At 37.4% G+C, this 15,545-nt stretch carries 8 protein-coding genes; all 8 read left to right on the top strand.

Going from position 1 to position 15,545, the window contains the following annotated elements:
- Positions 1-29 precede the first annotated feature (29 nt).
- The 8 genes from QMO11_RS18200 to QMO11_RS18165 all read left to right on the top strand — a co-directional run bounded on the left by QMO11_RS18200 (position 30) and on the right by QMO11_RS18165 (position 15,377).
- Entirely contained in the window at positions 30-2,624 is a 2,595-nt protein-coding gene (locus tag QMO11_RS18200; protein ID WP_282039011.1) for a glycoside hydrolase family 2 TIM barrel-domain containing protein, read from the top strand.
- Between the two features lie 12 nt (positions 2,625-2,636).
- Positions 2,637-5,642 carry a SusC/RagA family TonB-linked outer membrane protein gene (locus tag QMO11_RS18195; RefSeq protein ID WP_282039009.1) on the top strand — a complete coding sequence of 1,002 codons (3,006 nt, stop codon included), beginning with the start codon at positions 2,637-2,639 and terminating at the stop codon, positions 5,640-5,642.
- Between the two features lie 97 nt (positions 5,643-5,739).
- Positions 5,740-7,227, top strand: coding sequence for a RagB/SusD family nutrient uptake outer membrane protein (locus QMO11_RS18190; protein WP_282039008.1), 1,488 nt, complete (start codon positions 5,740-5,742; stop codon positions 7,225-7,227).
- A gap of 43 nt (positions 7,228-7,270) precedes the next feature.
- Positions 7,271-9,595, top strand: a complete 2,325-nt coding sequence (gene bglX, locus QMO11_RS18185) for a beta-glucosidase BglX (RefSeq protein WP_282039007.1) — start codon at positions 7,271-7,273, stop codon at positions 9,593-9,595.
- A 127-nt stretch (positions 9,596-9,722) separates the two neighbouring features.
- Positions 9,723-11,285, top strand: coding sequence for a sulfatase family protein (locus QMO11_RS18180; protein WP_282039006.1), 1,563 nt, complete (start codon positions 9,723-9,725; stop codon positions 11,283-11,285).
- Positions 11,285-12,070 (top strand): carboxylesterase family protein, encoded by a 786-nt coding sequence (locus tag QMO11_RS18175; RefSeq protein WP_282039005.1) that lies wholly within the window; start codon positions 11,285-11,287, stop codon positions 12,068-12,070. The genes QMO11_RS18180 and QMO11_RS18175 overlap by 1 nt, the downstream gene beginning before the upstream one ends.
- 5 nt (positions 12,071-12,075) lie before the next feature.
- Positions 12,076-13,881, top strand: coding sequence for a family 43 glycosylhydrolase (locus QMO11_RS18170; protein WP_282039002.1), 1,806 nt, complete (start codon positions 12,076-12,078; stop codon positions 13,879-13,881).
- Between the two features lie 122 nt (positions 13,882-14,003).
- Complete coding sequence (locus QMO11_RS18165) at positions 14,004-15,377, top strand: hypothetical protein (RefSeq protein WP_282039001.1); 1,374 nt, start codon at positions 14,004-14,006, stop codon at positions 15,375-15,377.
- Positions 15,378-15,545: the final 168 nt, after the last annotated feature.

Raw genomic sequence — 15,545 nt, 5'->3', positions numbered from 1 at the left:
AATCACAACAAATGTAGAGCACGAAACATATGAAAAGGAATGTAGTAATAGCAGTTTTAATTTTTATGTATGCGGGTACTTTGGTTTCTCAAACTAAGGAATCGTTTAATGATGGTTGGTTTTTTAATTTAAATGGATCTGATAAAGATCCTGTGCAAATTACTTTACCTCACCATTATAATAATGATGCTTATCAAACTGCAAATTACTATAGAGGTGAAGCTACTTATACAAAACATTTTTTTATTGATGCTATCAGTAAAAACGCAGATAGCTACTTATACTTTGAAGGCGTTAACTCTTTAGCTACTGTAATTGTAAACGGACAAACCATCAAAACTCATAAAGGGGGCTATACTGGTTTTTATGTAAATATTAATGAAGCCATAAAATATGATAGTGTAAATACTATTAGTGTAGTTGTTGATAACACCAATCAAGACATCCCTCCCCTTTCGGGTGACTTCACAATTTTTGGAGGAATATATCGCCCTGTGTGGTTCATTCAAAAAAATAAATTACAGTTCGCCATTGATGATCTTGGAGGAACCGGAGTTAAATTCTATACCAAAAGCGTTTCACACTCTGAGGCAAGAGGAGCATTAACTATAGATGTTAAAAATAATACTGAAACAAAGTTAAAGTCAACTATCCAAATTAAATGTATTGACCCGAATGGTGAAGAGGTATTTAATAAAAGCATTAAGCAAAATATCAGCAACGGAGTAAAAAGCATTAATTACTCGATGCCTGAGATTAAAAACCCTATGCTTTGGAGTCCTGACACTCCAAACTTATACAAACTTGAACTAAGTATAATTAACAATAAGGGCGTTGTTGTAGATGCACTTAGAGAAAATATAGGTTGGCGTTGGCTCGAATTAGATAATAACAATGCTCTTGTTTTAAATGGGGAAGCACTAAAGCTAATGGGTGTTAGCCGCCATCAGGATAGAGATGCACAAGGAATTGCCCTTACAGATCAACAACATTACGACGATATAGCTCTAGTTAAAGAAATGGGTAACAATTTCATTAGACTAGCACATTATCCGCAATCTAAAGCTGTGCTAGATGCTTGTGATGAGTTGGGATTATTGGTATGGGAAGAAATCCCGGTAGTGGATTTAGTCAATAACAACAATGCGTTTAAAGCAAATGCAAAATCAGCTTTATCAGAAATGATACAGCAACATTTTAACCATCCATCAATAGTTATGTGGGGTTATATGAATGAGGCTATCATTCAAGTTCCTTATAGAATAAAAGATAAGAAAGAGCGCGATGCGCAATATAAAGCTACGGTAGATTTAGCCTATGAGCTGGAAGGTTTAACAAAAGAACTTGATCCTTCTCGATATACAGTTATGGCCTATCATGGCACACAATTATATAACGAAATTGGCTTAGCCGAAGTTGCCGATATCTCTGGTTGGAACCTATATGATGGTTGGTACGGAAATAGCATAAATGATTTTGAAGATTTTATAGCCAACGAACATCAAAAATACCCAACACGTCCTCTTATCATCTCTGAGTTTGGTGCTGGTTCAGATAAGCGTATTCATAGTTTCAATCCTCAGAAATTTGATTTTTCAATTGAATATCAGCAGGAATTTATGGAGCATTACTGGCCAGTAATTAGAGATTCAAGTTACATTCTGGGAGGTGCCATGTGGAACCTTATCGACTTCAGTTCTGCTGCCCGACAAGAATCAATGCCACGTATCAACAACAAAGGTATGGTTTATAAAAACCGTGAACCAAAGGATGTTTTTTATTATCAGAAAGCATTACTAACAGACCATGAGCCTGTTTTGCATATCGCTACGCGTGACTGGGACAATAGAATACTATTGGAAACAGATAGTATACAATTCATAAAAGTTTATTCTAATTCTGATAGCATTAAGCTTTATATGGATGATGAATTCATCGGCCAAAAGGCTGTCAAAAACTTTTCTGCCAAATGGGCATTAGCCATTAAAAATGGTAAACATGTATTAAAAGCTACAAGTATCTCCAATGATGGGAAAAAGGCCGAAGATATTACTTACATAAGTATCAATACGCAAGAAAAGCAAATTGCTGGTAGCGATAAAGTAGCTATACATATCAACGCTGGTAGCGAAGCATATTTTCATCAGGATAATTCTTCAATTGTTTTTATGCCTGATGTGGCTTATGAAAAAGGAAGCTGGGGATATATCTCAGGCGAGCCATTAATTAAAGGAGACAGACCTGGAACTACAGCTGAAATAAAAGGTACTAACGATGATCCTTTATTTCAAACGCAACGCCAAGGAGAGTTTACTTACAAATTTGATGTAAAACCTTGCACTTATGAGTTAACACTGCACTTTGCCGACTTACAGCATTCTGGAGCTCCATTGGCTTATGATTTAGGCGCGCAGCAAAATACGCATACCGAAAATGTTAGCATGGATATAACTGTGAACAACACAGTTATTGAGAAAAACTTTTCTCCTTCTGATTTGGTGGGCGGATGCCATAGCTTATCTAAAACCTACCTCATTACAACGGATTCACAATCAATCGAAATAAATTTTAATTCAGTACAGAGCTTACCATTTATCAACGGTATCTCTTTAATAACTAAGTAATAATTATCTATAATGATTAGAAAATTTCTATTTATGTTTTTGCTGCTAAGCCAAGTGGTTTTAGCGCAAGAAACGGTAACTGTAACAGGGCACGTTTTTGACGATTCTGGCTTTGAGTTACCTGGGGCAAGTGTTATTATTAAAGGCACAACTACGGGGGCTTCAACTAACCTTGATGGTTACTTTGAACTTCCGGGAGTAAATGCTTCTGATGTATTAGTGGTATCCTTCATCGGATTAATTAGTCAGGAAGTAACTATTGGAAACCAAACAAACCTTAGAGTTGTACTTAAGAGTGATGCCAGTGACCTTGAGGAGGTGGTAGTAATAGGTTATGGTACCAGTAAATCAAAAGACCTTACTTCGCCTATTGCAAGTGTCTCTGCTGATGAAATTACCTCAATGAACTCTTCTTCGGCAATGACTGCTGTACAGGGTAAAGTTGCAGGTGTAAACATTGTAAACTCAGGTGTTCCCGGAGAAGGCCCATCTGTAAGTATACGTGGTGTTGGGTCTATTCAAAACTCAAACCCGCTTTACGTAGTAGACGGAATGTTTTTAGATGATATCAATTTCCTTAATCCTAACGACATTGAAACAATGTCGATTCTTAAGGATGCTTCTGCCGCAGCAATATACGGTGTTCGTGCTGCAAATGGTGTTGTTTTAATTACCACAAAAGGTGGTGGCAAAAACCGCGAAATGCAGGTTACTTATGATGGATACTACGGTGTTCAATCGGTAACTCAACGTGTTGAAATGGCTAATTCTGCCCAATATGCAGAATTAATGAGAGCTTCTGGTAATGGACGTTTTGTTGATAATGCCATTGCAAAATATGGTGGTGCTAATGGTGTTCCAGGAGTTTCTACCGATTGGTATGATGAATTGATTAAAAGCACTGCTCCAATTCAAAATCATAACTTATCTATTACAGGTGGTAATGACAAATCGGCGTATGCCTTTAGTGTTGGTTACTTTAGTCAGGATGGTATTATGGATGCCACTGGTGGATATGATCGTTTTAACCTACGTGGTAAAGTTGATTATGAGGTTTCTTCAAAGTTAAAAATAGGCTTTGGTACTATCTTAACGCAAGAGCATCGCATGATTGATGATGATCAAGCATGGTTTCAGGCTTATGTAAATAATCCAATGTATCCGGTATACGAACAAGAGAATAGTGGTAACTCTTACCCTGTTCCTTTTGATAATCCACATGACTTAGGTTACGGAACGTATTATTCAAACCCAGTTTCAAGAGCCTATTATCATGGAGATAATAGTTCTGACATCACACGCTTTATGCCAAATATTTATGCTGAATTAAAGCCGTGGGATAACAAGGATATTACATTACGTTCATCTATGAACATGGATTTCAGATATGGAGCCGCAACATTGTATACTCCAGAGTATGTCGTAGGAAACAACCAACAACTGGTTAATAACTTAAGTAAAACAACCAATTGGAATTACGACTACGTATGGGACAATACCGCAACAGTACGTAATAACTGGGGTGGTCATAGCTTAACCTCGATGGTTGGTTTCTCGGTACGTGAAGAAAATTATCGTTGGTTAAATGGTACTGCTCAAAATGTTACCAATAAAGATTACTTAAGTTCTGGTGACGCTGATACCAGAAGAAGTGACGATGGAGGAGCTCGCTTTAGAGGCATGTCAGCCTTTACTCGTTTCTCTTACGATTACAACCACAAATATCTATTATCACTTACAATGCGTGCTGATGGATCATCGAAATATCAACAAAAATGGGGTTACTTTCCATCACTTGGTGCTGGTTGGGTAATTTCTCAAGAAGATTGGGCTAGCGGATTATCAAATGCTAATGTTGATTTCTTAAAAATGCGTGCTTCGTGGGGTCTATTGGGTAACGATAGAGTTCCGGGTAACGATGGTTTTGCTTCTATTGCAAATGGTGGCTTAGGTGATTCGGGTATTTTTGGAGGAACAAACTTAGTTCCGGGTATGGTAAACAACCCAATTTTCACTGATTTAGAGTGGGAAATGGTTGATGAGAAAAATATTGGTATTGAAGCCAAAATGTTCGATTATAGATTAAGTACCGAAGTAGATTACTACAATAGAGAAACACGCAACATGGTTATTTTAACCACGCTTCCTATGGGTAATGGTCACTTATTACAAAATGCAGGTTCTGTTCGCAACTCGGGAGTTGAAGTAATGGTAAACTGGTCGGATAAAATTGGTGACAATTTCCATTATTCAATTGGTGGTAACATCACAACTATTAAAAATGTAGTAACCGATTTAAGTGGTGAGCCATATCTTCAAACAGGAACTGCCGAGTTACCTCAGCGTTCTTATGTAGGAGGCTCATTATACTCATTCTATGGATGGCAAACAGATGGTGTGTATCAAACACAAGCAGAAATAGATGCCTGCCCTATTGCACAAGATAACAACCTACAAGTAGGTGATTTTAGATATAAAGATTTAAATGGCGATGGCCAAATAGATGATAATGATCGTACTACATTAGGCGACCCGAATCCGGATTTCACATACGGTATTAATGTAGCTGTTGGTTACAAAGGTTGGACTTTAGCTGCTAACTTCCAAGGTGTTCAGGGTGTATCAATATTAAATGCCCGACGTGCCGATATTAACAAACATCCTGAAAATAATGTTGATGCCAACTTATACCATAGCTTATGGACAGGACCCGGATCAACAAATAGCGCTCCTTCAGCTGAAGGTTTATACCGCTCATGGAATAACGGTCGCTTAAGTGATGCCTTAATTGAAGATGGATCTTATTTCCGTATTCAAAACGTACGTTTATCGTATGATATCCCACGCACAGCTATGGAGAAAATTGGCTTACAGGCTGCACAAGTATTTGTAAACATGGACAGACCATTTACATTCTTTAATTCAAATGGTTTTACACCTGAAGTTCCAAACGGAATTGATTATTCAGTATATCCTGTACCTGCAATCTTCTCTTTAGGAGCACGCATTAATTTTTAACAATACATTTTATTTGAAACAGCCAAATGAACTTGTTCTGTACTCCAATTTAACATCCATTTGGCGTTTCTTTTAAATGACATAAAATAGCAATTCAATGAAAAAATTAAATAAAATAGCATTAATGCTGATCATGTCAGTTTTAATGTCATCCTGCACCGATTGGTTAGATATTGTTCAAGAAGGAACTATCCCTTCTGAGGATATCGACTATACTGATAAAAGCCTGATGTATGCACCAGTATCTGGGGTATACTCACAAGCACGTGCTCGTTTATCGCAATGGGAAATTTGGCCTTTATTAAACGTACGTGGAGACGAAGTTACTAAAGGTGGTGGCTCATTAAACGATCAGGGCGAATACTTAAACGTTGAAAACTTCAACTATCCACTGGCTAAAGGATTTTGGGCTTTAAACAACACATGGGTATCGTTTTACAAATTGGTTTTTAATACACATGATAATCAAGTGCTAATGGATAACTTCCGTGAGCATTTAACTAGTGATGAAGATATTGCATTAATCAATTCTTACGAAGCTGAAATTATCTTCCACAGAGCTTTAGCATACTACCTTATTAGTAACCTTTGGGGTGATGTACCTATCATTAATCCCGAAGATATTACTTACGGTATCCCTTACCAACCTTACCGTAATTCTTTACCTAAAGTTAGAGAGTACATTAAAGAAGAATTAGATTTCTGTATTCAACATTTACCAGAAACTCAAACATCGCACCCTGGTGCTGTAACCAAATATACGGCAATGGCTTTAAAAGCAAAAGTTGCCTTGATGGAAGGAGATTTCAGTTTAGTTGAATCTATTACAGATCAAATTATTCTTGAAGCTGGTATCAGTTTAAGTGAAGGTGATGCATATTACAATTACTTTAAAATACCTGGAAAACTAGCACCTGAATCACTATATGAACTTCAGTTTACTGATTTTGATAACGGTAGTGGCGACCAAATTTACGGTGGCTCATGGTTCGGTCATCAAGGTCCGGCTCAAGGAGAAGCGCCAATAACTGGTTGGGGTTTTATCATGTTTGAGAAAGAACATTTAGATTTTATGAAAGATCGTAACGAAGATCTTCGTTGGGAAGTTTCTATTTTATCATCAGGCGAATTTACGCCTGCAGGAGATTCTATTCCTTTGTTTGAGCCAGATTACCAAGACATAAAAGCTTATTACAACGGTAAGCCTTATGTGCCATCTGATCAAATTACTCCCGGACGTAACGACTATGGCTCGAACAACAATATAAAAGTACTGCGTTATGCCGATGTTCTGTTAATGAATGCCGAAGCTAAAGTAATGGTTGGCGGTAATGCTGCAGGCCCATTAAATGAAGTACGCACAAGAGCTGGTTTAGATCCAATCAATAGTCCAACACAAGATGATATACTAGATGAGCGTCGTGCTGAACTTTCAGTAGAATGGGGTAACCGTTTCTTCGATTTAGTGAGAACAGGAAAAGCTGGCAAGCTTGAAGGTTTTGTTGCTGGTGAGCACGAGTATTTACCAATACCATTAGCTCAAGAGGATTTAAATCCAAACTTAGCTGAACCAGCAGTTGACTAATCACAAAGGGGAGAGTCTTTCTCCCCCTCAAAAATTAAGAAATATGACAATTAAAAAATATATTTACTCAGGAGCTGTTATTGCAGCCGCTCTATTTTCATCATGCAGCTATCCCAAAACGGTTCACATACCGGGTTGGGATAGCTTTAGTGGTGATAAAGCAATTGAGCAAAAAGTTGATTCTGTTCTTTCATTAATGACTCTTGATGAAAAAATAGGTCAGATGAACCAATACTCGGCAAACTTTGCCGCTACTGGCGAGCTTGCCGAAAACCAATCGGCAGAATATCTTAAAAAAGGTATGATTGGTAGTACTTTTAACGCTTTTGGTGCTGATTATGTACGCATGCTTCAAGAGCAAAACATGAAGCATTCACGCCTTAAGATTCCAATGCTTTTTGCTGCTGATGTAATTCATGGTTTAGAAACTACTTTCCCTATTCCTTTGGCTGAAGCTTGCTCATGGGATTTAGATATTATGGAACAAACTGCCAGAGCTGCGGCTGAGGAAGCTACTGCTTCTGGTGTGGCTTGGAATTTTGCTCCTATGATTGATATTTCTCAAGATCCGCGTTGGGGTAGAGTAATTGAAGGTGCAGGTGAAGATGTATATTTAGGTTCTCTTGTCGCACGTGCCAGAGTAAGAGGTTTTCAGGGTATTTCTGATTACAACGACCTAAGCGATAACAATACACTTATTGCCTGTGCCAAGCATTTTATTGCCTATGGAGCCGGACAAGCTGGTAGAGATTACCATACTACCGATATGTCGGAGCATAGATTACACGAGACTTACTTCCCTCCTTTTCAAGCTGCTATTGATGAAGGTGTAGGTACTTTTATGACTGCATTTAACGATTTAAACGGAGTACCGTGTACCGGAAATAAATACCTCTATTCAGATATTCTTCGCGATAGCTGGAAATTTAAAGGAATGGTGGTTACTGATTATACGGCTATTACTGAATTAATTCCTCACGGATATGCTAAAGATGCCAAGCAAGCTGCCCAATTAAGCTTAGATGCTGGTATTGATATGGATATGATTAGCGAAGCTTTTGTAACGCATCTTAAGGAGTTGGTTGAAGAAGGAAGTATTCTTGAATCTCAGATTGATGTTGCTGTGGCACGTATTCTTGAAATGAAGTTTCTTTTAGGTTTATTCGACGATCCGTATAAATATTGCGATGCTGAGCGCGAAAAAGAGGTATTAATGAAACCTGAGTTTATGGAGCTCGCTCATAAAGCTGCGCAAGGTTCAATCGTGTTATTAAAAAACGAAAATAACATTCTCCCTATTAAAAAGGAGAAAGCTAAACGTGTGGCATTAATCGGTCCATTTATCGATGAAAGAGAAAGCTTAAATGGCGAATGGGCCATGAAAGGTGATCGTAGCAAATCAGTAACAGTTCGCGAAGGTTTAGAAGCTAAATACAACAATACTAGAGTAAAATTCTCTTATGCCAAAGGAACTGATTTACCATTAATCGATCGTTCTACAGAGAAGGTTTCTACGGTAAATGTGCCTAATAAAAAAGGATTTGCTAAAGCGGTTAAAGCTGCAAAAAATAGCGATGTGGTTTTAGTTGCGATGGGCGAAAACTACCACTGGTCAGGCGAAGCGGCTAGTCGTAGTGAAATTACCCTTCCGGGAAATCAGCGCGAGCTTTTAAAGGAATTGAAGAAAACAGGTAAGCCAATTGTTTTGGTATTATTCAATGGCCGTCCGCTTGATTTATCATGGGAAGCTGAAAATGTAGATGCCATAGTTGAGGCTTGGTATCCGGGTATTAAAGCAGGTGATGCTGTTGCCGATATCATTGCAGGTGACTACAACCCATCGGCTAAATTAGTAATGACTTTCCCGCGTAATGTGGGTCAGGTGCCTATTTATTACAACATGAAAAATACAGGTCGCCCATTTAACGATGATGCTCCTGCCGATTACCGATCAAATTATATCGATGTGGAAAACACTCCGCTATATCCATTTGGTCATGGTTTATCATATACAAACTATAAGTACAGCAATTTAAAATTGAGCAGTGCTGAATTTTCTAAAGGCGGTTCTATCAATGTTTCAATTGATGTTACCAACAATGGAAATTACGATGGCGAAGAAGTAGTTCAATTGTATATCCAAGACATTGTGGCTTCGGTTACACGTCCGGTGAAAGAGCTAAAAGGTTTTGAAAAAGTTGCCCTTAAAAAAGGGGAAACTAAAACCGTTGAATTTACCATTGACGAAAGTACTATTGAGTTTTTAGATAGCAACATTAAACCAACTGTGGAAGCAGGCGACTTTAATGTGTGGGTAAGCACTAGTTCTAGCGATGAAAGTAATCACAAAACTTTCTCATTTAAATAAAAAGTTACTTAACGCTACTTGGCACATTGCTAGGTAGCGTTATTCTTTACCCAATTTCATCAAACTATTGTCTAAAAACTATTAATCTATCTTTTTATCAAACCCAATACAATTAATAAATTATATCATGATACATAGAATTAATATATTATTACTCATTCTTGCTGGTCTCTTAGTGGCTTCATGTTCTGGTAATAAATCCAAAAATAAAAAGCAGCCAAACATTTTATTTATCATGACGGATGACCATGCTTTGCAAGCTATAAGCTCTTACGGACATCCAATATCTAAGTTAGCTCCCACACCAAATATCGACCGATTGGCTAACGAAGGTTTCCTATTTACCGAAAACTATTGCGCCAACTCCATTTGTGGTCCAAGTAGAGCCACCGTTCTTACCGGTAAGCATTCTCATGCCAATGGTTTTATGAAAAACGATGGCACGCGTTTTAATGGCGAACAAGCCACTATTGCCAATATCCTACAAAATAATGGTTTCGAAACAGCTGTTATTGGTAAATGGCACCTCAACTCACTTCCCGTAGGATTTGATCATTACAACATACTACACGACCAAGGTGAATACAATAACCCCGATTTTATTACAAAAGATACTACGGTAAAAGAAAAAGGCTATGTAACTAGTTTAATTACCAAGCACACGCAAGAGTGGTTAAGTAATCGAGATACTAAAAAGCCATTCTTTTTAATGATGCACCACAAAGCACCACATCGTAATTGGATTCCAGAAGAGAAGTACTATCGTTTATTTGAAAACACAGAGTTTCCAATTCCTAGCAATTACTTTGATAATTATAAAGGACGTCAAGCTGCAGCGGGGCAAGAAATGAACATTTATGTGGATGCCTACGAAGGGCATGATTTAAAAATGGTTACTGGTGTTGATAGTGATACACTTTTATACGATAGGTGGCCTGATGTATTCTTTGGACGCATGACAGACGAAGAACGTAAAACTTTTTTAGAGGCCTATCGCGAACGAAATAATGATTATTACCTTACTGAAAGAACAGAAAAGGAAAAAGCAGAATGGAAACTACAGCGCTATTTACAAGACTATTTGGCATGTGTAAGGTCTGTTGACGAAAGTGTTGGCGAAATGTACCAATACCTCGAAGAGAACGATATGCTAGATAATACCATAGTAGTGTATACCTCAGACCAAGGTTTCTTCCTTGGCGAGCATGGATGGTTCGATAAGCGATGGATGTACGAAGAGTCATTCAGAATGCCATTGATTATTCGTAACCCATATACAAATAAGCAAGGGGTAGAAATAGACAACTTTACACAAAACATCGATTTTGCACCTACCTTTTTAGATATGCTTGGTGTAGAAACGCCAACAGATATGCAAGGAGAATCATTTTTACCATTAATGGAAGAGAATGCAGAAGATGTTCCTTGGCGAAAATCATTGTATTATCATTACTACGAGTTTCCTGGTTTCCATAATGTTAGAGCACACAATGGTGTTAAAAAAGATCAGTTTAAACTCATCCATTTTTATAAAGATAGTGTTTGGGAAATGTATGATCTTGAAAGTGACCCTGACGAAATGATTAATATCTATGATAATCCAAAGTATCAAGATAAGAAAACCGAGCTTCACAATGAATTAGATAGCTTAATTTTAAAATATCAAGTACCCGATAAATACTTAAACTAATGATATCAATATTCTTAACATGGCTATTTATGCTAAATACCTCTACTGATAGCATCAATATGGATGTAAGTGAGAAATTTCAGAAGAGTTCTTATATACAGAACTCTGACACTTTGCAGTATCAGATTCTATTACCAAAAGGTTTTAATCCGAATAAAAAATATCCATTGGTACTTTTCTTACATGGGGCAGGAGAACGAGGAATCGATAATAAGAAGCAACTTACTCATGGCGGGTCTTTATTCACTAATGCGGAAAATTTAGATAACTTTCCATGTATTGCTGTGTTTCCACAATGCCCCCCAAGCGAAATGTGGACCACTCGAAAAAAAGTTCACACGGCCTCTTATGGTACCGTTTTTTCTTTTGATGTGGAAAAGCCATTTCCCAAGTCATCGCAAATGGTAAACCAATTGGTTAATGCACTATCTGAAACTAGCTATGTGGATGCCGAACGCCTTTATATTATGGGTATTTCTATGGGAGGAATAGGTGCCTTAGAGCATTTGTATAGATACCCTGCTAAATATGCAGCAGCCGCGGTTATTTGTGGAGGGCACGATGCCAATTTAGCCAAACAATACGCAAATACACCTATTTGGTTTTTTCATGGAGCACAGGATGATGTGGTTCAACCAGAGTTATCACAGGATGTTTTTGATGTAGTAAAAAAACAAAATGCACAATCTAAATATTCACTTTATCCATACGATAATCATAACAGTTGGGATAGTGCTTTGGCCGAACCCAATTTATTAGAATGGATATTTAACTATAAAAAATAAATAACATGAGGAGATGCTTAATTATACTTTTGTCTATAGTTACCAGTGCCGGTTTTTCTGTATATGCACAGGATCAATTGCCGCAAACCTATTGTAATCCTATCGATATCGATTACACTTATATGGTTTATAATTCTGCCAATAATTTATCCTATCGCTCTGGTGCCGATCCTGCAGTTGTGGAGTTTAGGGGAGAATATTACATGTTTGTAACCCGATCTTTCGGATATTGGCACTCTACAGATCTTGTAAATTGGGAATTTATCAAACCGGCTCAATGGTTTTTTGAGGGATCTAACGCACCTTCGGCATTCAATTATAAAGATTCAGTAATCTATTTTGCAGGAAATCCTGCAGGTTATGGTAGTATTCTTTACTCTGACGATCCTAAGTCGGGTACGTGGACTCCAACGGCTTCTATTTCAAAAAACATACAAGATTCTGAAATATTCATTGATGATGATGGCAGAACTTATTTGTATTGGGGATCGTCCAACGTGTTTCCTCTTAAAGTAAAAGAGCTTAATAAAAATGATAGAATGCTTGAAGTTGGGGAACCGCAAGAACTTATTTATTTAAATGAGGAAGAGCATGGTTGGGAGCGTTTTGGCGAAAATAACTTTCATCCAACCATAAAGGAAGGTTATATGGAAGGGGCCTCAATGACCAAGCACAATGGTAAATATTATTTACAGTATGCTGCTCCGGGTACACAGTTTAATGTTTATGCTGATGGTGCTTACGTAGGCGATTCACCAACTGGCCCTTTTGAATATATGAAAGGAAATCCAATTAGTTTTAAACCTGGTGGTTTTACCAATGGTGCCGGTCATGGTATTACCGTAAAGCAAACCAACAATCAGTATTGGCATTTTGGCACAACAGCACTAGCCTCTAATGCGCATTGGGAACGCCGTTTATGTATGTATCCCACTTATTTCGATAACGAAGATATTATGCATAGTAATACCCACTATGGCGATTATCCGCGTTATGCACCAAGTCATCCAACAAAAGCGGGTCAACACAATGGGTGGATGTTATTATCATACAAAGGTAAATCCACAGTATCAAGTTCTGTTCTGCAAATAGAAAAAAGCACAGCCGATGATGGTGAATTCGATATTGAAGAAATGCAAGAAGAGCGCACTGCTGATGGTAAAATATTATCAAAAATATTAACTGATGAAAACCCTAAATCTTATTGGGTTGCAGAGGCTAATGATGATAAACAGTGGATAGAAATTGAAATGCAAAATGTTGGAATGATTTACGCATTGCAACTTAATTTTCACGATCATGAGACGGGTATTTATACACGTGTAGAAGGTCTTCGTCATCGCTATACAATTGAAGCATCTCTTGATGATACAAACTGGGAAACTATTGTTGATAAAAGCAAAAGCTATAAGGATACACCTAATGCATACCTCCCTTTAAGCCTTCCTGTAAAAGCTAAGTATGTACGTTATAATAACATCGAGGTTCCAGGAAATAACTTTGCCATGTCTGAGGTACGCGTATTTGGTTTGGGCGAAGGGAAAATACCATCAAGCGTTAAAAACTTTAAAATTAGCAGAGAAGCAGATCCACGTGATGCTGTTATGTCGTGGGACGCTGTTAAGGGCGCTCAGGGTTATAATATCCGTTGGGGTATTGCTCCCGATAAATTATACCATTCGTGGTTAGTTTATGATGTAAACGAGCATAAAGTTCCATCCTTAGATAAAGGAACGGGTTACTATTTTACCATAGAGGCTTTTAATGAAAATGGAATATCCAAGAGTACAAAACCAGTGCTCGTTAAATAAGTATCTAAAATCAAATAGTTGTAAATGCAACTATAAAACTACCAATAGAATCTTCACGTTTGTATAAAGCGTGAGGATTCTAAAATACAGTTATCAATATACAATCCATAAACTAAAGTTTGATGAAAAGGTTAATAAATACACTACTAGCGCTTGCTCTTGTAAGCAATCTATTTGCACAAAAAAACGATCACCAAATACTTGAAGAACTTCTGCAAAATACTTGTAAGTTTTACGATATGCTCCGCACTGATAAAGGTTTATATAACGATTATGTGAGCACAAAAGAGAGTTCTGACAGAGGATCTTCTGCCAATATTGGTATGGGCTTAGTTTCTCTTTGTGTGGCTACAGAAATGGGATGGACTAACAATGCAGAAGAGCAAATCATCGAAACCTTAGAAACAGTTTTAGGCATTAACGATTATGGTGTTAATCTAGAGAAAACTGATGAAAATTGTTTCATCCACTTCTTTAATATCCATACAGGCGAATCAATGAGTCATGATTTTAGCCCCATTGACACCGATTTAATGTTAGGTGGAGTACTATTTGCCAAGCGATATTTTCATGAAAATAAGAAAATTGGAGAATATGCCGATCGTTTATACAATATGATCAATCATGAAGTATTTGTTGGCGATTGGGAAAAAGGTCAAATTGCACTTGAGATGAACCCTGATGGTTCAGCTAAAAACAACTACACCTTACCCTACAATGAATATATGATTGTAGCGTGGTTTGCTAAAAATCAGGCTAAAAAGAAGAATGATGCCGCCAATAAGTTGTGGGATAAATGGTATGCTTCAACTCAAAACTTACCACATGCTACCTACACCAGTAAATCGGGCGAAAAATTTGATATCCCTACAGATCATGCCGTAACTAAAGAGTTTACCTCTAATTTTACATTCATGTTTAATTATATGTTTGTGCACGATTTTTCAGTGAGCGAAGAATATCATGAGGCGATGAAGCAAGCTGCACTAGCAGACAGAGCTTGGTGGCATGATAGAAATGATCTTGATGAAATGGGAAAGCAAACATACGAATGGGGAACTACTGCAGGAATTGGCCTAAGAGATAACAATGGAGAATTAGTGGAAAGTTATTGTGTAGATCGAATTTGTGAAATTAAAGACATCAACACAGGTAAAGATAGAAACAAAGGTAAAAACGTAGCACTAAGCGCCATGGCAGGATATTCTGCAGTATTACCAGATTTAGTTCGCGAAGATTTAATTGCAATATATCGAGATTCTCGTGGACTAGGTAAAATGGCACTACCAGCAAGAGAAGGCATTTCTGATGGTGGAGATTACATTTTATGGAAATACAGCTATAGTGACTTAAATTGGCGCCCATCTAAAGTAGAAGGTGTTGATTATGGTTGTATGCTATTTGGATTAGCGGCCTTACCTGAAATGTTAGGAGTTGAATTCTTTCAAGAATATAACGACTTCTTTAATAAGGAAAAGCCAAGTTATAAAAGATAAAATCAAACAACAGTTTGTAAAGGAGAATGGTACATACTGTTCTCCTTTTTTTGTGCCTATTTACCTTCCCCTGCTAACATGGTTCTAATGGTAAATAACGTGAGTTCGATCTAAGCAGCCTTATTAATATGGTCATTATCTATGATGTCTATATTTAAAGAGGGTTTC

Source organism: Saccharicrinis aurantiacus (assembly GCF_947489045.1).
GTDB classification, from domain to species: domain Bacteria; phylum Bacteroidota; class Bacteroidia; order Bacteroidales; family Marinilabiliaceae; genus Saccharicrinis; species Saccharicrinis aurantiacus.
This window is presented reverse-complemented; position numbering and strand designations above follow the sequence as displayed.